Consider the following 21,702-nt stretch of genomic DNA (forward strand, 5'->3'; position numbering starts at 1 on the left):
CTGGGCCGCAGCCATTTACCGGCCGAATTGGCCAGCGTGGTCTGGACTGAAGTCGAGCATCAACCGATTTACTCCATTCTCGAGTCGATCACTGGCATGGCGGTCACCCGAGCCGATCTGGCGATCCGCGCGCAAGAAGCCGATAAACACCTGGCCAGTGCCTTGCACATCAAACGTGGCGCGGCACTGCTGGTCATGGAGCGCACCTCCTGGTTTGCCGACGGCCGCTGCTGCGACCGTACGACCTTCTACATCCGCCCGGAACGTTATGCCTTTGTCTTGAGTGGTGTCTTCAAATCCACAAGTGGTCGGTAGATCGGCCACTTACCGAAAACGCTCATCGTAACCTCACGGGCGCCCCGTCATAGGTGAGCTTGCCTGCTGCATCGGGCGCAACGGTTGCCGGGTTCGTCTTTGACTCAATCGGGTATCAAGCGACATTCGAGTTGAGCACTAGCTGTGCTTGCCTTTCTGGCTGCACGCGCTACCTCGCGGGAGCCTGTTGCATCGATGAGCATCGTCTGAAAAATCACAAGACACGCCAAGGCGTGTCTTGTGATTCGCGTGGCGCCGATGCTTCCCTGGATTCAATAGCCCTTCAAGCGATCGACTACATTCACTAAAGGCTTTCGCTCTTTTTCTCTGGCGAGATTCTCGACTATCACTGCCACAGCGCCCGATATCTGTACATCGCTCGCGACATGAGGTGTCAATAATATGCGCGGATGTTTCCAGACAGGGCTATCTTGCGAGGGAGGCTCTTGTACCAATACATCCAATACAGCACCTCCCAAACGGCCTTCATCCAACGCTTCAAGCAGATCCCGCTCTATCACGTGGGCACCACGTCCTACGTTAATGAGTCCAGCGCCGCGAGGAAGACAAGCAAGCCTTGCAGCATTGAGTATCCCGTCTGTATCGGGTGTTAGTGGAAGCATGTTTACCAAGATATCGCATTGCCCTAAAAACTCATCAAGCTGATCTCGGCCGACGTAACAGCTTCCGCCAGGTACATCCTTCAAAGAACGATTCCAGCCACTGAGCTGAAATCCCAATGGTTGAAGGCGATCAAGCGCAGCTCGTCCGAGATTGCCAACCCCCATGACACCGACACGCCGCTGTGAAGCGCGGACGATGGGTTTAGGATGCCAGCGGCCGCTGCGCTGATCCTCTTGATAAGCGAGGATGTCTCGATGCAAGGCAATCACACCAAACAGAACATACTCGGCCATGATGTCAGCCATCGAGCTATCTACCAGTCGAATTAGCGACACGTGTCCAGGCAAGCTGGCCAAATCGAACTGATCAACCCCAGCCCCTGCAGCGTAGATGATTCGAAGATTGCTAAACTGTTCCGCAAGGTTGGTGAGAGGCTCCCAAGCCAAGATGTAGTGCACCTCTGCCGGGTTGCCGATATCAGGCCATTGGCGGAACTCAAGTTCAGCGGTGAGTGTTGATAGGCTATCCCGCCATTTCTCCGCGTCGGCGGGGTCTGCCATGTATAGGATGCACATGGAAAACTCCTTATGGAAGTTTCGAGCATGAGGCGCTCCATGTAGCGCCTCGTCCTTTCCCGCATATGTATCTGCAACGGTATAGACAAAATCAGCTAACTGTCTTCCAACACGCCCTTACTCTGATGGTGAACCCCGCAATCTTGAATACTTCGCTGAGTTTAAAGCCTAAATGATGACTCAACGATATCTGAAGCAGGCATTTGGGCAGTCAGAAGAGCGATCACACCTTCTCGGTTTCTTTCAGATGCTCATAGCTATCAACGAATCGCTTAAATTTGTGGTTACCACATGTGTATGCTTCATATTTTGCGGGTGAAGCTTCGCTCACGCAGGTTGGCACAGACTCAACAACCGCATCGAAATCCAAATCAATAAAGAAAGGTATTGAATAACGCTCTAGTCCACTGGTATTTATGACACGATGCATTGTCGAGGTATAACGATCATTGGTGAGCGTTTGAACTAAATCACCAATGTTGACGATAAACGTGCCTTCAACTGGTGGGGCAGTAACCCACTCCCCTGCACGATTCCTGACTTGCAAACCGCCAACTGCATCCTGGGACAGGACAGTCAAGAAACCGTAGTCTGTGTGAGCCCCAATACCAATTTCTTCTTGGGAAACCCTTCCGATCTGGGGCGGGTAACGCAAAATTCGCTGAATTGTGATGGGCTTACGCTGAAGATGCTCAAAGTAATCTTGTGGCAACCCCAAACTCAGCGCAATCCCGCCGATGAGCATTCTCGCGAGCGCCAATATAGCGGAATGATAAGCTTCGGCAACCTTCTCGAATTGCGGCAGCGCTGACGGCATTTGATTAGGACCAAAAAATGGAGAAACCTCATCGTAATGGGCTCCGTAATCAAAACACTCTTTAAAATCGCGGGTGTTGGCGGGATCTACGTTTTCCGCATACATGGGTATATAGCCGCGTAGCGTACGCCCGGATTTGACAACATTAAGTTTATTTTTCTCTTCGTACGGGAGTTTAAAAAAAGCCTTGCTCAGCGCGTACATCTCATCTATCAATTGTTGATCGACACCATGGTCTTTAATATAAAAAAAACCCACCTTTTCGCATGCATCACCTATTTGGCTAGCCACCTGCATCGGATTATCGCCGCTTAGAAGTTGGGAAACATCTATGATTGGGATTTCAGTAAAAGCTGTTTGCTTGCTAGCCAGACGAATATCAGATAACTCTCTCACGGATGCTCTCCTCTTCCAAATATCAATAAGACAGCAGATTCAGAAAGCACCACGGCGCCTCTTTAATCTTACTGAACCACTCTACTCAACAGCGCGTCCGCATGCGACGACACAAAGGGTTAAACGCAATTTGCAGGCCATTCGCGTCGATACCTGGACGTCTCCTTTCAAGCCAATTTTTACGTTCGGGTCGATGGCGCGCTTTACCGCTACGAGCACTTTCATAAATCCCTCAAGGAATCATGGATCGATGCATTGGACGACCGGCGCAAATGAGCCAGATCAGCCCCTGTTTTAACGGATGTTAATCCTGGTTTTTTGGTGATGCAAGCAAAATGTACACCTATGTCATTATAATTGACGAACATGAACATTAGACGTACCGTTATGTCAACACCAATCCCAATGTTCTGCTCCAGGAGCACAACACATGTCCGGCGATCCCTCGCTGCAACCCCATACCACACATGAAAAACCGCCCAGGCACTGCGATCGTCAATACATCATCCGTTTGGGGATTTATCCTGGCTCCGCCTACGTGGTGTATTGCACCAACAATGGGGCCGTTGCGGTTTTGACCAAGAATTTGGGCCGCGATTGTGCCCTCTGGTAATCCGTGTGAATGCCATCTGCCCGCACGAAATCATTACCCCCAGGATACGCAGCGGATTTGAACGTCGAGGTCCGGATCCGGACAAGGCAGTGCAAGAGCTGAACAAGAACGTGCCACTAGGCCGTATCGCCGAGTCCGAAGATATCGCGGATGTGATCGCGTTTCTGGCGTCCGACGAGGCGAAGTACATCGCCGGTGAAACAGTAGAAGTCACAGGCGTCAAGCCGGTATCAGGCTAAAGAGAGAAAGCAATGCTTAACGGTAAAAATGTAGTGGTTACCGGGGGCGGCAGAGGTATTGGCCGGGGTATTACCGAACAACTGCTTGAGGTGGGGGCTTCAGTGTTGATTGCTCAGCGCCAGGCACTGGATGCCGAGTTGCAAAATCACCCCCGAGTCTATTTCGTCGAGGCAGATCTTGCCTCGGTGGAGTCACCTGGTTTGATCGCGCAAGTAGCGCAGGAGCAGCTCGGCGGAGTCGATGTCCTGGTCAACAATGCCGGGTTCATGTTCGAAAAATCCCTTGATGACATGACCGAGGAAGATTGGGATCGCATGATGGCTGTCAATCTGCGTGCGCCGGCATTCTTGTGCAGGGCATTGGTGCCACAGATGCGACAGCGGGGCGGTGGCAGCATCATCAACATTGGATCGATCGAAGGAATAGGTTCTAACCCTGAACATGCCGCGTATTGTGCCTCCAAAGCGGGCATCCATGGATTAACCAGGGCCTTGGCGGTCGATCTGGGAAGGGACAGCATTCGCTGCAACGCCATCGCTCCTGGATGGATCAATTCTGAGTTAAGTGATGCGTATCTCGCCAACCAAACTGATCCTCGTGCGGCGCGTCAGGCGCTCCTGCGCCTTCATCCGGTTGGACGTACCGGATTGCCGGCGGATATTGGAGGGACAGTCGTTTTTCTGGCCTCAGAATCTTCGGCCTTTATCACCGGGCAAGTGCTTGTGGTGGACGGAGGTCGCACGACAAAACTGCCATTACCATTTTGATCGAATCAGCCCGACTTGCAACGGAGGGCGCCACGCACCCATCTCCGTTGCAGGTTGCACGGAGCCACACTTTCGCCCGTTGCAAAATTTTTGCGGCGGGCAATGCTTTATCACTTGGGCGTTTTGTTCTCTATCAGGTAATTGCCACCACCAACTCACCAGTGATGTGACTGGACTCAGTTGAGGCAAGGAGCGTAACGGCATCAGCCACTTCCTCCCGGCGACCTGCCATGCCAACCGGAATATACTTCGCTGCCTTCACATCCTCTGGAGTGCTTGACCCAGTGGTAATCCAGCCAGGTGCGACCGAGTTCACAGTGATTCGATATCGCGTGACCTCAAGGGCCAGGCTCATGTTCATACCCACCATTCCGGCTTTGGCCACCGCATAAGCCGCCTCTCCCGGATTACCGGCTCGAGTGCCAGTCGTGGAACGGAGATTGACGATACGGCCGTAGCGTCTGATGCGCATCCTTCCACTTCAAAACCCTGCGGAGTGTTCACGTTTTCGCCTTAATCGCATACAGTCCCCCCGATAATCACCAACGCGGCTCCGACAATCACCCAAATATCAGGGCGCTCGGCAAAAACCATTACACCAATCAACGTGGCGAACACGAGAAGCGCATAGTTGAAAGGCCAGAGCTGAGGCAGTCGCGTACTTCAGTGCCTGATGAGGAGAATCTGAGCCACTACTCCCGCCAATGAAAAGAATCCCAGCAACAGGGCTTGGACGGGAGTAGGAGTACCCCATGCGGGCAGCCCCATAAAAGTGATCGTCAGGGCACCCACACTTGCCATAAAGACCATGTTTGTAGCAAAGGAGTCGTGCTGGCTAATCCGGCGTGTCAGTACGTTGAACACGGCGAACCCAAGAGCCGCCAACAGGGGAATCAGCGCCGTCAGTTCAAAAACGCCAGCGCCTGGTCGAAGGATGATCAGTGTCCCGGTGAACCCTATGGCCGCAGCAACCCAACGCCGAAGGCCTATGAACTCCCCAAGCACGCCCCCCGCTAATACCAGCGTCATCAGCGGAAATACCGCATAGAGCGCGTGCATTTCAGCCAGCCCCAAATAACGTAACCCTACTGCAAAGAGTATGGTTTCACCCGCGGCTAACAGCGCTCGAATTATTTGGAGGCAAGGGTGATTACTGCGAAACGACGCCTTGACCCTGCCTTGGTAGTCGGCATATCCGAGGGCAAAAACGACAAACACCCAATAACGCACCATCACCAGTTGCGCGACCGGGAAGTTTTTGACAAGCACCTTGGTTATTCCGTCCTGGCTCGCAAAAATAAGCATTGAAAGCAGGCATAGCAAAATTCCGAGTTGAGGCCTCGCCACCCCAGGGCTGGCGGTAACGGTGGGCAAAGTTAAGTGCTCCGCTATTCAATCGCACCTCGGTCCTGCCCTCCTCCTTAGCGTGTTCGATAGCCCATCGTCGCCGTAAACACCGCCAGTTGAACAGGCGCTCTCTATTTCACCAGCCGAGTTTCTCTCGAAGGCCGGTAACCAAAATACGAGCTGTAGCATTTGCTGAAATGACTCGGGGAAACAAAGCCACATGCGACCAGCACATCAACCTGGGACAGCTCTGTGTGCTGAAGCAATCGCCGTGCTTCGGTAATACGTAGTTCCAGGTAATACCGTTGCGGTGTGGTACCCAGCTGTTCTTTGAACAAGCGCTCTATTTGTCGACGGGAACGTCCGACATAGACCGCCAGTTGGTCCATTTGTAGTGGCTCTTCAAGGTTGGCGTCCATCAGCTTGACCACCTCTTTAAGGGGGGCGCTCAACGAGATGTTCTGCGTCGGTTTGATACGCCGATACCGCGACTCTTCGAAAGAAAGAATGTCTTCGATGCCCTCAACAAGCGCCTTGCCATGCAGCCCCTTGATCCACTCCAGGGCCATGTGAAAAGCACCCGCCGGACTCGAAGCCGTGAGCCTGTCTCGATCCATGACAAATGCTTCACTGGTGACATGCGTGACTTTTGAAATCTCTGCAAGCGCGGGCCGGTGTTCGGGATGAATCGCGCAACGATACCCTTCAAGCAAACCTGAAACGCCCAAGAACCACGCTCCATTCCACAGTCCTGCGAGTGTGATGCTCAGCTCCGATGCTGTTTTGATGATGCTGATCAGCTCGTGATTGACTTTGAGTTCGGTGCGGTAGCCGCCGCATATGACCAACAAATTAAGGTCTTTGAGTGCTGCGACCTCCAAACGCGCATCTGGTCGAATTACGAGGCCGAGGTCGCTGGTTACCTCACCATCCTGCAATCCAAAGGTGCGTGACGAGAACAACGTGGGACGCAACAGGTTGGCAGTGACAATCGTATCGAGCGCTTGCGTAAATGCAGGCAACGAGAAGTGCTCAAGCAGTAAAAACCCTGCCCGGGCATGAGCTGCCGGCTCACCCCGGGTCTGTTCCAGATAACGCAAGTTTTTACCTTTCATACACCCGCTGAAATCTCGTCGTTCGATCACTTTACGCCTCGCTTCTTTACACTGAAAAACGCTGCCTTTGTGAAAACCACGGTTGAATCTACGCTTTCGAAGAATCAACCGCTGGCGCCGTGACCAAACTGTTTATGCGAGCTGGAATCCGTGTGCTAGGGGGTCTTTGTCATCAACGAAAATGGTGTTATGACCTATCACCTCAGCCCAGCCGCTGACACTTGGCTTCATGCCGTCGAAGGTTCCGACTTTTACCGACGCCTCAACCTTTCCTTCGTAGATCGTGCCGATCAGACTTTCAAGTCGGTAAATGCCGCCGACGTTCAGCCGCCCCTTTCCGAAGAGCTGAGCCATCCGGGCCGAAGTGCCGGTACCGCCGGGAGAACGATCAATAGCTTTATCGCCGTAGAACACTGCACAGCGGCCATGCACGGTTCTACTGTGTGGTTTGTCACACCAGATGATGTGGTGAACACCACTGATTCTGCTGTTCTCTGGATGCACAGGGTCACAAATGGCCGAGAGCGCTGCGCGCAGCTTCTGACTCAATCCCACAATGTCAGCCATCGTCTGCCCTTCGAATCCAGTCCAGCATTCCTGTGGTTCGACCACCGCGTAAAAATTCCCGCCGTAGGCGATGTCCACCGTAAACGTACCAATACCAGGTACTTCCACCACCACATCGGCGCTGTGCAGGTAGCTGGATACGTTGAACAAGCGAATCGACTCAACAAATTCGCCGCCCATGGTGTATTCGACATCGACCCGTCCCGCCGGTGTTTCAATAGCCAGTTTTCCCGGCTCACGAGGTGTCACCAAGCCCTCTTCAATGACCACGGTCGATAATCCGATAGTGCCCGCTCCACACATCGGCAGGCAGCCGCTGACTTCGATAAACAACGCACCGAAGTCGCAGTCATCACGTACCGATGGATAGATGATGACGCCAGACATGATGTCGTGCCCCCGAGGCTCGAACATCAAAGCGGTGCGGACCCAGTCGTGATCACGCACGAAAATATCGCGCCGCTCCGCCATCGACACAGAGGGCATCAGCGGTGCTCCGCCCGCTACCACCCGTACCGGGTTGCCGCAGGCGTGCGAATCAATGCAAAAAAAGCTGCGTCTCATACTTAGACCCTTTCAAAGGAGTTTGCTGGGAGAGTGACGCTGCAACGCGCCCCGTGACAGTCGATCCAACAGCAGCGCAATAGCGACAATGGCCAAACCTGCTCGCAGCCCCAAGCCCATCTCCATCCTGGAGAGGCCACGGGTAACCTCAGCCCCCAACCCCCCTGCCCCCACGAGACCGGCCAGCACCACCATCGCCAGCGACATGAGGATGCATTGGTTCAGGCCTACCAACAGCGTGGGTGCAGCAGTCGGCAGTTCAATTTTGAACAGAATGTCTTTAGGTGAAGCACCGGATGCCTGGCCCAACTCAAGGAGATCCTTGGGTAGCTGCTTGAAGGCCAGGGTCGTCAATCTGAGCATCGGCGGGATGCCGTAAACAATCGTTGCAATGATCGCGGGTACCCGTCCCAAGCTGAACAGCATCACTGCTGGGATCAAGTAAACCCAAGGCGGTACCGTTTGCATGATGTTCAGAATAGGCAGCAATGCTTCATCTACACGCTTCACTCGGGCAGCCAAAACCCCCAACGGGAAAGCGATGGCCACCGAGATCAGAACCGCCACGCTGACGAGCGCGATCGTCTGGATGGACGCGACCCAAAGGCCGGCGAATAAACAAAAAGCCAACATCACCGCAGCGAAAACAGCGACCCGCTTATTGGCAAAAAAGAAGGCCGCGACGACGACAATACCGATGAATAAATACGGATGGGGAGCAAGCAGCGCTGCCTCCACTGCACCGAGTACCGCCTCAACGACCTGACTGATCCCTTTGAACAAGCCATGTAAATTCGTGTTCAGCCAATCAACGGCAGGAGCCAGGTAATCGCCTGGAGAAAACTGAATGTGCGTTGTCATTGGGAAGCCCCCACCTTCGTCCGTGCAGCGCTCTGTGCCAGACGATCCAGAATCATAGTCAGAATGACGATAGCGATGGCCGCGTTGATCGACTTGGCGATATCCAATGTACGGATGGAACCGTAAATCGCCTCGCCCAAACCGCCCGACCCCACGATGCCGGCGATGACCACCATACCGAACGCCATCATCAGGCTCTGGTTAACGCCGGCCATGATGCTGGGCATGGCGAATGGTAAGCGGATCTTGAAAAACATCTGCATCCCAGTCACGCCGCTGGCGTCTCCCAATTCGATGAACCCCTTGGACGTCATACGAATACCCAGGGAGGTCAGTCGTAGAGCCGGGGGAAGCGCGACGATAAAAGTCGCCAACAGCGCCGTGGCTGGGCCGTAGCCGAGCAGTGCAATGGCCGGTAGCAGGTAGATGTAGGGCGGCATCGTTTGAATCAAATCCAGACAAGGATCAACCACACGATCAAAGGCAGGCGCAAGACCAGCGATGACGCCTAGTGGAATTGCGACAGCCAGTGCCAGCACGGTAGCGGTGAGCACCAGGGCAAGCGTGCTGACTGTCTCTGGCCACAAACCAATGATGTCGCAAAACACCAAGGCCAAACCTGCGAAAATCGCAAAGCGAACGCCAGCAACACGCCAGCCAATCAACGCCATGACAACCGCTACGAGATAATGTGGTGGATAGGCGATACACCACAGGACGCCTTCGTACACGCCCTTCAGCACCGCATTGACGGCATCGAACACGAACTCTCCATTATCCGAAAGCCATTCCAGTCCTGAATCAACCGATGTATCAAACTGACTGGAAAAATCTGGCGTGCTCATGCGGACGCCTCCATCGCGCTGGTGGTTGGCACTGGCGCGAATTCGTTTGGAGTACCTTGAACGCCACGCAGCAAATCACGGGGCGTAATGACCCCTACCACTGTTCCGTTATCGACGACGGCTAGAGCGTCGCGCTCGGACTTCATCGTCAATCCGATAAGCTCATTAATATCAGCGTCAAGCGAGGTTTTGGTGAGCCTGGAGGTATCGCAAGTCGGGTGTGTTGCCTTGTAGGCCTGGACAGATGTCATGACCGAGTGAGCCTTCACCAGATGAAGCCGGGAAATGCCGGCGACAAATTCAGCCACGTAGTCGTCAGCCGGGTTGAGCACGATCTCCTCGGCGGTGCCGACCTGAATGATGGCGCCATCCTTCATGATCGCAATGCGATCACCGATTCGTATGGCCTCGTCCAGATCGTGTGTAATAAAGACCGCGGACTTGCCCAGCTCCTTGGTCAGCTGGCGGAACTCGTCCTGCAACTGTCGGCGAATCAGCGGATCAAGCGCGCTGAACGGCTCATCCATCAAAATCACTTCTGGATCGGCAGTCAGTGCACGCGCCAGCCCGACCCGTTGTTGCATGCCCCCGGACAGCTCGCTGGGATAGCGCGAAGTCCATTCGCTCAATCCGACCTTCGCCAGCGCCTGCTCGGCCACTTTGTAACGCTCAGCCTTGCCCACACCCTGCACTTCCAGGCCAAACGCGGTGTTCTCAAGAACCGTACGGTTAGGCAGCAAGGCAACGCTTTGAAAGACCATGCCGATGTGACGCGCCCTCACCTCTCGCAGCTGTGCCGGCGACAAGGATGAAACGTCTTTGCCTTTGACCAGCACCTTCCCCGAGCTAGGGGTGATCAGCTTATTGAGCAACCTTATAAGAGTAGATTTGCCACTGCCGGACAAACCCATGATGCAAAAGATTTCCCCCCGGCGAACCTGGAGACTGACATCGGAAACCCCGACCACGCAGCCGTAGTTTTGCAGGATCTGGGTCTTAGAAAGACCTTGCTGGACAACCGCATCCATGGCTGCCGGTGCACTTTTACCGAAGATTTTCCAAACCGACTGGCAATCTACCAGCACTTCGTCAGTATTCATTGTGGCCATTGTCATTTCGCAATCCATCGAACCAGTTGTTTGCTGGTTTCTTTAATTAATCAAAGGGCGGCAGTGGCAAACAAACAAAACTTAATAGTTCTTGATATTTCCCCAACGATTTACAAGGTCTGTATGACTATCAATCCAGCCCTTGATGGCCTCGTCCATGGTCTTACCATCCTTGACTTCCGCATTCATCGCGGTGATGTCCGAGATAGGCACATAAACGCTGGCCATTAGTTCACGCGCACGCGGATTGGCTTCAGCGAAGCCTTTGTGTCCGATCCAGTAGTAACCTTGCAATGGCGGGAAGACACCTTTTGGATCTTTCAAGAATTTGAGATCAAATTTCTTGGTCATCCACGAAGGATCCCAGACGGTTACCGCCACCCATTCTTTGCGGTCGACTGCCGACTTTAAAGCCGCGGTCATGGCGGAAGTACTGCCTTCGACCAGCTTGAGCTTGATGTCATAGGCTTTGACAACGTTGTTCGCGTCACTCATCAAACCCGACCCAGGCTCGATGCCTATGATTCTGTTCCCCAGTTTGTCCGCGTTTGCGTTCAGCTGTTCTATAGAGTCGATGTCCACATAACTGGGTACTGCCATGCCCTGATAAAGACCAAAGGAGACCGGCGACAGCTTCTCGATTTTGTTTTTATTCTTTTTCCAGTAATCGGCTGCAGCGTAATCAGTCTGGGATGCCAACACTTGAATATCGCCTTTGCTGAGTGCAGCGTAGGCGATACCCCACTCGGAAAACTCCACTACTTTTACGGTATATCCAGCGTTCTCGAGTACCTTCTTGGTAATGCCGCTGATAGGAACCAAGTCCTCCCAAGACATGGTTCCCATTACTATGTTTTTTTCTTCAGCGTGTGCCTGCAAACTCATCATGCCCACAAGCGCGAGCGCGCAGAATGCCTTCCAGATATTTCGCATGGATTATTCCGTTCTTATTAGTGACTTGTTAAACGGCCTTTATTGGAAAAGCCGACGACTTAAACTTGTTAACCTTCTCGTCCGGCCCAAAACTCATGCCAACGAATGACCGAACTGACGCCCAGTTTCGTTATTATTTTGGGTGGTAGCTTGCTGGGACCTGGTGCATGACTGAAACTATCGAGAAACTCAGAGCGAGTACCTGATGCCAACTCCGCAGCCATCACGCCTGCGAAGGTACTTTTGACTGTACCCAGTCCATTTTCGCAGCAAGCCGAATACAGGTTTTCTTCAATTTCGCCAAATGCAGCGGCGCTGTTACGACTCAAACACAGACGGCCGGCCCAACTGAACTCCAACGTCGTGGATTTCAATTCGGGAAAACGGGCATCCAAGGAATGGCGCTGCTCTTTGGCCACCGCAGCTACACGCTCTGGAGTCACCTGGATACTCGGGTCATAGGTGAACTTTGTCCGAATCACAATACGCGAGAGACCATCTGAAGAAATCTTGCGAACGGTCGCACCCATTGGATCAGCCGGCAACAACGCCCACTTGGCTTTGCCAGGCACCTCTTTCCTGAATTCATCATCACTGTACGCCGCCGTCATGGAAGCGTAAGTGAAGACGTGCAGCAGGCGCCCTTGATAATGACCAAAGTCTTCAATGTGGCCGTTTACCCCCAGAATGACCTTGGGTGCGTGCACCGTCCCGTTATGCGATCGAGCGGTCCAACCGCTTCCCTGCTTGGTCAATTCAATAATCGGAGAGCGCTCGAACAGCGTGATTTTCCCTTCTAGCCCTGCTGCCAAGTCTCTGATGTATTGTGCGGGTTGAATCAACACTGCGCCGGGGGTATAGATCCCACCTTGGTAATAGGTGGACCCGGTGATTTCACGCATTTGCGCTGCATCAAACATCTCGAACTTCTCGCCAATGCGCTCAAGTGATTTGGCGTAATTGACGTTCAGCTTCAATCCCCGCTCAGTGGCGGCCGCGTTGATCTTCCCTGAAGGGTCGAAGGTGTCTGGTGACATGCCATACTCGCGTGCCGCCTGCGCAGCGAAATGGATCGCAAAGCGATTTTGCGTGATTTCCATCGCAGTAGCAGACTCACTCGCCACGGAGTATTCCCCGGACGACAGACTGTGCGGCACATCGATCATGAAACCAGAGTTTCTGCCCGCCGGCCCCTTGGCGACTTCATGAGCGTCGACCACAACAATGCTGTCACCCGGGTGTAACTGTGAAAGTCTGCGAGCGGCGGACAGGCCGGCAAAACCGGCACCGATAATCAGCCAATCCGCCGTCACGTTTCCATCAAGCATGCGGACAGGCGCAGTGCGTGCGGAAATCGCCTCCCAACCTGAAACCCCGGTGTCTACCGGCAGGCGCTTGATGGTATGGGTGCTCATTTTTCGGTCTCTTCATCCGACCGATCAGACACATCGATCCAGATTGTTTTGATTTCGGTGTACTGGTCATGGGCGAAAATGGATTTGTCCCGACCGCCGAAGCCCGACTCCTTGTAGCCACCGAATGGTGTCGATGCGTCGCCCTCACCAAAGCAGTTCACGGTGACGATGCCCGCACGAATTTCCCGCGACAACTTGATCGCACGGCGCAGGCTGCCGGTATAAACCGAGGCCGCCAGGCCGTACACCGTGTCATTGGCCAGCGCAATCGCTTCGGAGATCGTGTTGAAGGTGGTGACCGAAAGAATCGGGCCGAAGATCTCTTCCTGGAACAACCGGTTGTTCCGATCCACGCCGTCAATCACCGTCGGCTCTACGAAGGCACCGTCTTTGGTCGCGCCACCGTAAACAACTTCAAGCTTTCCGGCGGCGGCGTGCTCAAGGTACGACTTGACTTTTGCGAAATGTTCTGAGCTGACCAGCGACCCGACGCGGTTCTGCGGATCGAGTGGGTCGCCCATCTTCCATTCGCGGATATAGGCGCCCATGCGCTCCAGCAGTTCGTCTTTAACAGACGCATGGACGATCAGACGTGAAGTCGCGGAGCAGTTTTCGCCCATGTTCCAGAACGCGCCGTTGACGACATGCTGAGCAACGAGATCCAGGTCTTGCGCATCGTCCATCACCACGGCCGGATTTTTTCCGCCGCACTCAAGGACGATGCGTTTCAGGTTCGAATCGGCGGCGTAATGTAGGAAACGGCGGCCGGTAGCGGTGGAGCCGGTGAAGCTCACCATGTCGACATCGTTATGCAAACCAATGGGCTCACCAACGTCTTTACCCGTGCCGGTAACAATGTTGAGGACACCGGCGGGTATACCGGCTTCAAACGCCAGCTGAGCGACGCGCAACGTGGTCAACGACGTTTGTTCGGCAGGTTTGACGATGACCGAACAGCCCGCAGCGAGCGCCGGGCCGATTTTCCAGGCCAGCATCAGCAGCGGGAAGTTCCAGGGCAATACGCAGCCCACCACGCCGATCGGCTCCCGGACCACCATAGTCAGCGCGTCACTGCCCACCGGGGCGGTGTTGTCATAAATCTTGTCAATCAGTTCTGCGTGCCAGCGGATCGTGTGGATGGTGTCCGGGATGTCGACCAACTGACATTCACTGACCGGTTTGCCGCTATCGAGGCTTTCGAGGACGGCCAGTTCGTATTGATGGCCTTCAAGCAGGTTTGCAAACTTCAACAGAACCGCTTTGCGCTCCCGAGGAGAAATAGATCTCCAGCGTCCATCCTCAAAGGCCTCCTTGGCATTGCTCACCGCGAAATTGACATCATCGGATGAACAAGCTGCGACGTCGGTCAAAAAGTCACCGGTCGCCGGATTGTTCGTGGCGAAGGTTTTGCCAGAGATCGCAGGCTTGAACGCGCCATTGATGAACGCCTTGGATGGCAACGAAATGTCTTTGGCCAGAGCGGCATATTCGGCCTTGCTCAGAAGATCACCCATGGCTGGCTCCCGAAGAAATGTTGGCTACGTTACGTTTGAGTTCAGTAATGACCGACGCGAAACTCTGCTTTTCGTCCGCTTCAAGTGGCTGCAATGGCAGGCGCACGTTACCGACTTTCAATCCGGCAACTTCGCAGCCGTACTTGATCGACTGCACGAACTTGCCACCGTCCAGGGCATTCATCAGCGGCATCATTGCCGACATGATTTGACGGCCTTTGTCGAAGTTCTTTTCGATCACGCAGGCCTCATAAAGCGCAACGTGTTCCTTGGGCAGGAAGTTGGAACCTGCGCACACCCAACTGCGGGCGCCCCAGGCAAAAAATTCGAGGGCCTGGTCGTCCCATCCGCAGGACAAAGCGATATTGGGGAACTGCCGGGCCAGCATATGCACCTGGCCCATGTCGCCGGAACTTTCCTTGATGGCGACGACGTTTTTCGATTGGCTGACACGCGTGAAATATTCTTCGTCCATCGAAACGCACATGCGCCCCGGATAGTTGTAAAGCATGATCGGCAAGTCCGCTGCGCGATCGATAGTCAGCGCGTGAATCGCGTTTTCCTGTGAGGTGGGCAGCGCGTAAGGCGGGGACGTGACGAGAATGGCGTCCGCTTTGATCGCTTTGGCATCTTTGGCGTACTGAACGGCATCTTCGGTGCGAATGGCCCCGGTACTGACGATCAGTTGCACCCGTGTGCCGATCACATCTTTGGCGTAGGCAGCCAACTCGGTGCGCTCTTCGGCGGTCTGCGCATAATACTCGCCGGTCGACCCGCCGATAATAATGCCGTGCACCTTCGCCTCAATCAGCGACTCCAAAACTTCCGAGTACACATTCCAGTCAATCTCCCCATCAGAGTTATAAGGAGTTACTGCTGGCGTATAAATACCTTCAAATTTCAAGATAAATGCTCCGAATGCGAGTTAAGTGGAAGATCAACGAGCGCGTCAGCTTTGATGCCTTGAGGCGCGATAAAAATCTCCATGTTTTCACGGGACAGTTCCCAATGCTCAAACACGAGATCAACTACGGCGCTTTCATCATGCCGTTCAATGGCTTCAATAAAAGCGTCATGATGTGCGGCAGATTGTTCGAGACGTCTCTCCATGTCGCTGTTTTGCGGGCGAAAAAACGTATTGCCGATACGAGCATGATCAATAAGCAGTCTTCCTAGACTAGGCTCCAGGTAATGATTGCAAGCCATTTCGCCCATGATGGCGTGAAACCGATTGTTCTCAACAACCATCGCAAGTGCATCTTTTGAAACAGTGGCCTTGCGAAAGCGTTTTTGGGTCTCTTTTAAATCAATCAAATGACGTGGCTTGAAATTTTGTACCGCCAAGCGGCCAATGGCTGCGTAAATCATTGGCGCTACCAGAAAGAAGTTTCGAAGAGTCGCGTAATTCATGGGAATGACCCGGGCGCCTCGATTCTCTCGAATGTCTATATAACCTTCGCCAGCCAAACGTCTGAAAACCTCACGAACAGGCGTTCGCGATAGGCCATAACGCTCACTGATAACAACCTCGTCCAGCGCTTCGTCTGGATCAAGTTCCATTGTCAGAATCTGACGTTTCAAGTCTTCGTAAAGAGCACTCTTGCTGCCTTTCACAAATGACCTCCAGAGGTTGTTTTACCGACTAGTACGGTGAACTGTTGAATCCAGACTGGCATGGGCTAAGAAGGCGGTCAATAGAGTGTATTTCTGCCGTATACATTTCTAAATGGCCACCTCACTCGTTGAAAAATATAAAATATCCTTTATTTTCAATGATATAAGATTTTCTCGTCGAAGCTGCGACGTCAATCGATAACATTTGTTTATGCATTGATAAGAGTAAATGTTTCTTGTTGATGAATGATTGCCGTCGTAGCCTTACAACAGCGATATTCTACCGACGAATTGGATAAGAGAATTTCTCGTACATTCGTTCCATTAGTTAGAATCTGTTTGCCCGGGCTCGAATGAGGAGCTTTAGAAAAATTGCTATTGATGCAAACGTCGGCATTACAAAAATGTCTGCATTAGTAAGGACTCGAACGAAATGAGTGCACAGATGGCACCACCATCCAAGAAGGCACATTTTTCGTAAGACGCTTCCTGGACGTGGCAAAACGTTCCGGTTCGCGGATAGAAGCAGCACGGTTTGATGGGCTTGCATCCACAGACGGTACTGCGAACTCAAGACCGTTTGGCCCCACCTCACAGAGCCGGCCGAACGTGTCGCCCCCTTGGTATTTTGGAGTGTGTTGACCGTGAGCACTAAATCGGCAGTTTCAAATCTAATCGCGCAGCGCAAGCCTGACCACGCGCTGCCAGGTGCCCTTTATAGCGATCCAGACGTTTACAGGCAGGATCTGGAACAGATCTGGCACAAAAGCTGGATCTTCGCAGGGCACACATTTGAGCTGGAGAAGTCGGGTCAGTACCTGTCGCTGCAAATCGGCGATTACCCTGTCGCTATCGTGCGCGGCGCAGATAAACAGATTCGCGCGTTCCACAACTCCTGCCGTCATCGCGGCTCCAAGGTGTGCCCGGAAGCGAGCGGCAAGGTCGCCAAGCTGGTGTGCCCTTACCACAAATGGACATTCGAGCTGGATGGCAGACTGCTTTTCGCCGGAAACATGGGGGACGATTTCGACAAGTCTCAACACGGTTTGAAATCCGTACATTGTGAGGTCGTCGAAACGTACATCTATGTGTGTGTCGCTGACGTCGCCCCAGACTTTTCTTCTTTCAGAAAATCCGTCACCCCTTTCGTTGCGCCTCATAACCTGGACGACTGCAAAGTCGCGTTTGAGTCGAACATCATCGAGAAAGGCAACTGGAAACTGGTTTTCGAGAACAACCGTGAGTGCTACCACTGCGATTGTACTCACCCGGAGTTGATGCACTCATTCGTGGACAACCCATCAGTGGGCGGCGCTGGCGGTGATGAGGATCTCGAACTCAAAGAGCACTGGGATCGCTGCGAAGCGGCAGGCCTGCCTAGCCGATTGGTCATGGACGATGACGGTCGCTTCCGAATGACGCGCATACCCCTGTTTTCCGGGGCCGTCAGTTACACAATGGATGGCAAGCCTGCGGTCGCTGGGCGGTTGGACACAACCGGTGAAGCCAACATCGGTGCGCTGCTTTATTTCAACTACCCATCAACCTGGAACCACTTTCTGGGCGATCACGCGCTGAGCTTCCGCGTTCTGCCCATCGGTCCCGGCGAGACGTTGGTCACTACAAAATGGATCGTCAAGAAGGACGCGCAGGAAGGTGTCGACTACGACATCGATCGACTGACCAAAGTCTGGCTGGCAACCAATGACCAGGACCGCACCTTGGTGGAAGGCGCACAGGTCGGGGTCAGCTCCCCTGCTTACGAGCCAGGCCCGTTGTCGGTGGCCAGCGAAATTGGTGTGTGTCAGTTTGATGATTGGTACTGCAAAACGATGCTTGAACAGCTTAATGACACGATCCCGTTAAGATCTGTCGGCTAAGTGCAACACTGCCGGTGGTGAGAACCACGAATGATCACCACCGGCACACCAAACCTCTCCCTCCCCGTAACCCGAGTTATTGCTCCGCCAGTACTCCTATCCTCTAAACAGCTCTGGAAAACTGGGCGAGAATCCAGTCGCGTAGTCGGCAACAGGCGTCGTCATTGACCCGATCTTCACGGAATGTCAGATAGTGCTGGCTTTCATGGAGAACCACTTCTTCTTCGATCGGACGAATCAGCGTGCCGTTTTCGATCAGGTTTTCGACCAGGTGATTCCAGCCCAGCGCTACGCCTTGGTGTGTCAACACCATGCTGATCACCAGGTTGTAGTCATTCGCGTTGAAAACGTGAGGGCTGTCGTGGGGTCGTTTCTCAATATCAACATCGTGATAAGCCAGCCAAACGCCCCAGTCAACGTGCTCCGCTACCTGGGATCTGCCATAGGGACTGAGGTTTAGCAAAACCCCGTCGCGCAATCCTTCCAGGCTAGACAGCTCAGGGTGCTCCTCTTTGTAACGAGGCGTGCACACCGGGTAAATGACATCATGAAACAACGGATAACTACGGTAGCCATCCTGAATCCTGGCCATTTTTGTGATGAAGATGTCCGGAGTTACACCCGGTTCCATCGACAAGAAGTTTTGAGTGGTTACTAGATTGAGGTCGATGTCTGCGTTCTTGGTAAAAAAACCCGGTAGCTTCGCTGCGAGCCAGAGGGCTGAAAACGCTGGAGAACAGCAAAGCGTCAGAGTGCGCTTGCCTGCATTGTTGGTACGAATACGCTCGGCCGCCTGGGAAATGTTGACGAACGATATCTGTGCAGCATCAAAAAAAATGGTGCCGGCTTCCGTCAACTCGACCGCCCGACCCACCCTTTTGAAAAGCTCCACGCCAAGGTACGCCTCAAGCTCCCGAATCTGACGGCTGATTGCCGCTTGAGTAACGCACAGTGCTTCTGCCGCACGCGTAAAACTCTGATATTTGGCGGCGGCTACAAATGACTTCACGGCTTTCAGAGACGGCATTTTCAGCAGCGTCATGTCTGGATCGATGTGCTTAACCATAACCTAAAGTATTGGATATCCGGTTCGGGGCCTTTTTCAAGGCCGTTAGGGACGAGTTCGGCGAGAGGGTTCAACCTAGAGCCTACGCTGGAGCGTAGCTGAAACAGAGGTTCTAAGACAGGGCCGGCGGCAGTCGCCTTCGCAACCAGTACTGCCCCAGTCGCAAATTGACATAATCAAATGATTGATAACATGACGTTATTGATTGGTCAGAAGAAATGTTGTTAGACGCTGACTCTATAAGGTAATAACTTGGTTCTCAAGGAACTGCTCAATTCAGCGCCGATAAAACAAAAATAATAAACATCACATAATAAAGAGGATGGTCACAATGACTAATTCCCAACCGTTCTCCCAGCTTGACTGCCCCCACAAGCACCGTCTTAACTGATCAAGATACGTATGTCTAAATTCTTGATCTTACGTCGTAATTGCAGCAGGAGGGGTTATGAGTCTTGGTGACGAGATACTCTCGGTAAAAAACATTTACAAAGTCTTTGGCACTCAGCCGAAGCTCGCGATGGAGATGCTGGCTCGCGGTGCTGATAAAAATGAAATTTTCAGCAAAACCGGTCAAGTCGTTGGCGTTTTTGACGCCAGTTTCTCCGTAAAACGTGGAGAGATTTTCGTCATCATGGGGCTTTCCGGTTCTGGAAAGTCGACGATGGTTCGGCTGTTCAACCGACTGATCGAACCGACCTCGGGCACAATCCATCTCAACGGAAAGGAAATCACCGGCCTGTCGGATGCTGATCTTCTCAGCGTTCGTCGCAAAGATATGAGCATGGTGTTTCAGTCGTTTGCCCTGATGCCCCACATGAGTGTGATCGACAACGTTGCTTTCGGCCTGGAAATCTCGGGTGTCGAGGAAAGTGAACGGCATAAACGTGCACTAGAGGCACTGAAACAGGTGGGACTCGATGGCCACGCCTACAGCTATCCGCACCAACTGTCCGGCGGTATGCAACAGCGGGTAGGCCTGGCCCGTGCGCTGGCCAATGACCCCTCTATCCTGCTGATGGATGAAGCCTTCTCGGCACTCGACCCGTTGATTCGCCACGAAATGCAGGGCGAACTGATCCGACTGCAGGCAGAACAACATCGCACGATCATCTTCATCTCCCATGACATTGACGAGGCGATTCGCATCGGCCATCGCATTGCGATCATGGAGGGTGGCCGGGTGGTACAGATCGGTACCCCGCAAGAGCTGCTGTGCAACCCCGCGAACGATTACGTCAGAGCTTTCTTCAAAGGCTTTGATGCCTCGAAGATCCTCAAAGCTGGTGATGTTGCCAAAATCTGCGCAGAGCATCCGTACGCCATGGATCAATCCACTCCTACGCTTCGCGACGATGTACTCCTGCAGGACGTCTTTCACATCGTTGCTGATGCCGTTAATCCAGTTGCCGTGCTGGATCGCCAGGGTGTGTTCAAAGGCACGATCTCCAAGAGCCTACTGCTTCAGACAATGAGCCGACACTAATAGGCTTTATTTGCTGGCTTGCCAGGCAAGGACATTCAGGTGATGACATGAACGAATTCAATTTTCTAGACCCATTTCAATCCATCAACGTACCTTTGGGCCAATGGGTAGAAGTTGCCCTGAATTTTCTGGTTCATAATTTCCGCGAGGTTTTCCGTTCGATAAGATGGCCAATCGACCAAGTACTTAATGGTATTCAGTTCGGATTGTTGGCTATTCCTCCGTCAATATTCATTATTATTGCAACACTCTTCGGCTGGCAGGTAGGAGGGAAGAAGATAGGAATCCTTTGTTTCGTCACCCTCACCCTCTTAGGGGTAATCGGCGTTTGGAATGACGCCATGATCACTCTCGCCTTGGTACTCACTTCACTGTTTTTTTGTGCAGTCATTGGCATTCCGCTGGGCGTCTTGTGTGCCCGGAGTGACCGACTGGAAATGCTTCTGCGGCCGGTACTCGATGCAATGCAAACACTGCCTGCATTTGTTTACCTGGTACCCGTGGTGATGCTGTTTGGTATCGGCAACGTACCGGGAGTACTGGTCACGATCATTTTTTCGGTAGCACCACTGGTCAGGCTCACCAATCTGGGAATTCGCCAGGTACCGGAGGACAAGGTCGAAGCAGCCCGCGCTTTCGGATGCACCCCACGCCAAATGCTAAGACGGGTTCAGCTTCCTTTAGCTGCACCGACGATCATGGCGGGTCTGAATCAGGCATTAATGTTGTCACTTTCCATGGTGGTGATCGCCTCAATGATTTCCGTTGGCGGACTGGGAATGATGGTGCTTCGAGGAATTGGCCGTCTTGATATGGGCTTGGCAACCGTCGGTGGATTGGGGCTGGTATTGCTGGCGATTTTCCTCGACCGATTGACCCAGGCAATGGGCGAACGCAGTAACAGGGCAACCAAAGGTGAGCACTGGTACCAGACAGGCCCAGCCGGTGTCATTTATCGCCTGAAGAGAAAAAACGCTGTTACGAAAATAGAAGTCAGTCCCAAAGAGAGCCAACTCCGCTAAGCGGAACGTCGTGAACC

Annotated in this window: 20 protein-coding genes and 1 pseudogene; 6 read left to right on the forward strand and 15 right to left on the reverse strand. The window is 53.2% G+C overall.

All coding sequences use genetic code 11. The features are described from left to right. Positions 1-315: UTRA domain-containing protein (locus F475_RS27255; protein ID WP_146602959.1), on the forward strand; the 315-nt coding region annotated here is incomplete at its 5' end. A 272-nt stretch (positions 316-587) separates the two neighbouring features. Here F475_RS27255 and F475_RS27265 read toward each other — a convergent pair. Together F475_RS27265 and F475_RS27270 are read right to left on the reverse strand one after the other, a co-directional pair. After that, positions 588-1,514: a glyoxylate/hydroxypyruvate reductase A gene (locus F475_RS27265; protein WP_111455182.1), complete on the reverse strand. Its 927-nt coding sequence runs from the start codon at positions 1,512-1,514 to the stop codon at positions 588-590. A 223-nt stretch (positions 1,515-1,737) separates the two neighbouring features. Further along, complete coding sequence (locus tag F475_RS27270) at positions 1,738-2,727, reverse strand: isopenicillin N synthase family oxygenase (protein WP_111455183.1); 990 nt, start codon at positions 2,725-2,727, stop codon at positions 1,738-1,740. Between the two features lie 618 nt (positions 2,728-3,345). Between F475_RS27270 and F475_RS27280 the strand changes: the two genes are divergently transcribed. Further along, positions 3,346-3,579: an SDR family oxidoreductase gene (locus F475_RS27280; protein ID WP_256597250.1), complete on the forward strand. Its 234-nt coding sequence runs from the start codon at positions 3,346-3,348 to the stop codon at positions 3,577-3,579. Between the two features lie 12 nt (positions 3,580-3,591). Then, complete coding sequence (locus F475_RS27285; protein WP_111455186.1) at positions 3,592-4,347, forward strand: SDR family NAD(P)-dependent oxidoreductase; 756 nt, start codon at positions 3,592-3,594, stop codon at positions 4,345-4,347. A gap of 110 nt (positions 4,348-4,457) precedes the next feature. On the opposite strand, the pseudogene F475_RS27290 reads toward F475_RS27285, so the two are convergent. From F475_RS27290 to F475_RS27345, 12 genes and pseudogenes are all read right to left on the reverse strand, one after another. After that, a pseudogene (locus F475_RS27290) lies at positions 4,458-4,819 on the reverse strand (SDR family oxidoreductase); the annotation flags it as partial. A gap of 191 nt (positions 4,820-5,010) precedes the next feature. Further along, the gene (locus tag F475_RS27295; protein WP_256597251.1) at positions 5,011-5,721 is read right to left on the reverse strand and encodes a DMT family transporter; all 711 of its coding nucleotides are present in this window, start codon (positions 5,719-5,721) and stop codon (positions 5,011-5,013) included. A 104-nt stretch (positions 5,722-5,825) separates the two neighbouring features. Next, positions 5,826-6,809: a GlxA family transcriptional regulator gene (locus F475_RS27300; protein WP_111455188.1), complete on the reverse strand. Its 984-nt coding sequence runs from the start codon at positions 6,807-6,809 to the stop codon at positions 5,826-5,828. 132 nt (positions 6,810-6,941) lie between these two features. After that, positions 6,942-7,940: a 4-hydroxyproline epimerase gene (locus tag F475_RS27305; RefSeq protein ID WP_111455189.1), complete on the reverse strand. Its 999-nt coding sequence runs from the start codon at positions 7,938-7,940 to the stop codon at positions 6,942-6,944. A gap of 12 nt (positions 7,941-7,952) precedes the next feature. Continuing rightward, positions 7,953-8,801, reverse strand: a complete 849-nt coding sequence (locus tag F475_RS27310) for a proline/glycine betaine ABC transporter permease (RefSeq protein WP_111455190.1) — start codon at positions 8,799-8,801, stop codon at positions 7,953-7,955. Beyond that, on the reverse strand, positions 8,798-9,646 hold the full coding sequence (locus F475_RS27315) for a proline/glycine betaine ABC transporter permease (RefSeq protein ID WP_111455191.1): 849 nt from the start codon (positions 9,644-9,646) through the stop codon (positions 8,798-8,800). The genes F475_RS27310 and F475_RS27315 overlap by 4 nt, the downstream gene beginning before the upstream one ends. Then, positions 9,643-10,761, reverse strand: a complete 1,119-nt coding sequence (locus tag F475_RS27320; RefSeq protein ID WP_111455192.1) for a glycine betaine/L-proline ABC transporter ATP-binding protein — start codon at positions 10,759-10,761, stop codon at positions 9,643-9,645. Before F475_RS27320 ends, F475_RS27315 begins: the two co-directional genes overlap by 4 nt. Positions 10,762-10,836: 75 nt before the next feature. Next, complete coding sequence (locus F475_RS27325) at positions 10,837-11,688, reverse strand: glycine betaine ABC transporter substrate-binding protein (protein WP_111455193.1); 852 nt, start codon at positions 11,686-11,688, stop codon at positions 10,837-10,839. Between the two features lie 68 nt (positions 11,689-11,756). Next, a complete protein-coding gene (locus tag F475_RS27330) occupies positions 11,757-13,103 on the reverse strand; it encodes an FAD-binding oxidoreductase (RefSeq protein WP_111455194.1) in 1,347 nt (448 codons plus the stop codon). Further along, on the reverse strand, positions 13,100-14,617 hold the full coding sequence (locus F475_RS27335) for an aldehyde dehydrogenase (RefSeq protein WP_111455195.1): 1,518 nt from the start codon (positions 14,615-14,617) through the stop codon (positions 13,100-13,102). The genes F475_RS27330 and F475_RS27335 overlap by 4 nt, the downstream gene beginning before the upstream one ends. Next, entirely contained in the window at positions 14,610-15,521 is a 912-nt protein-coding gene (locus F475_RS27340) for a dihydrodipicolinate synthase family protein (protein WP_111455196.1), read from the reverse strand. The genes F475_RS27335 and F475_RS27340 overlap by 8 nt, the downstream gene beginning before the upstream one ends. After that, on the reverse strand, positions 15,518-16,231 hold the full coding sequence (locus F475_RS27345) for a GntR family transcriptional regulator (RefSeq protein ID WP_111455197.1): 714 nt from the start codon (positions 16,229-16,231) through the stop codon (positions 15,518-15,520). Before F475_RS27345 ends, F475_RS27340 begins: the two co-directional genes overlap by 4 nt. Before the next feature lie 644 nt (positions 16,232-16,875). Here F475_RS27345 and F475_RS27350 point away from each other — a divergent pair. Continuing rightward, entirely contained in the window at positions 16,876-18,111 is a 1,236-nt protein-coding gene (locus tag F475_RS27350; RefSeq protein ID WP_111455250.1) for an aromatic ring-hydroxylating dioxygenase subunit alpha, read from the forward strand. Between the two features lie 103 nt (positions 18,112-18,214). Here the strand turns inward: F475_RS27350 and F475_RS27355 are convergent, their stop codons facing one another. Continuing rightward, complete coding sequence (locus tag F475_RS27355; RefSeq protein ID WP_177431136.1) at positions 18,215-19,177, reverse strand: LysR family transcriptional regulator; 963 nt, start codon at positions 19,175-19,177, stop codon at positions 18,215-18,217. A 448-nt stretch (positions 19,178-19,625) separates the two neighbouring features. On the opposite strand from F475_RS27355, the gene F475_RS27360 reads away from it, so the two are divergent. Both F475_RS27360 and proW read left to right on the forward strand, forming a co-directional pair. Next, a complete protein-coding gene (locus F475_RS27360; RefSeq protein ID WP_111455198.1) occupies positions 19,626-20,663 on the forward strand; it encodes a glycine betaine/L-proline ABC transporter ATP-binding protein in 1,038 nt (345 codons plus the stop codon). 8 nt (positions 20,664-20,671) lie between these two features. Continuing rightward, positions 20,672-21,685 carry a glycine betaine/L-proline ABC transporter permease ProW gene (proW, locus tag F475_RS27365; RefSeq protein ID WP_256597258.1) on the forward strand — a complete coding sequence of 338 codons (1,014 nt, stop codon included), beginning with the start codon at positions 20,672-20,674 and terminating at the stop codon, positions 21,683-21,685. The last annotated feature ends 17 nt before the right edge of the window (positions 21,686-21,702 follow it).

This window comes from Pseudomonas sp. URMO17WK12:I6 (assembly GCF_003253625.1).
Lineage (GTDB): Bacteria > Pseudomonadota > Gammaproteobacteria > Pseudomonadales > Pseudomonadaceae > Aquipseudomonas.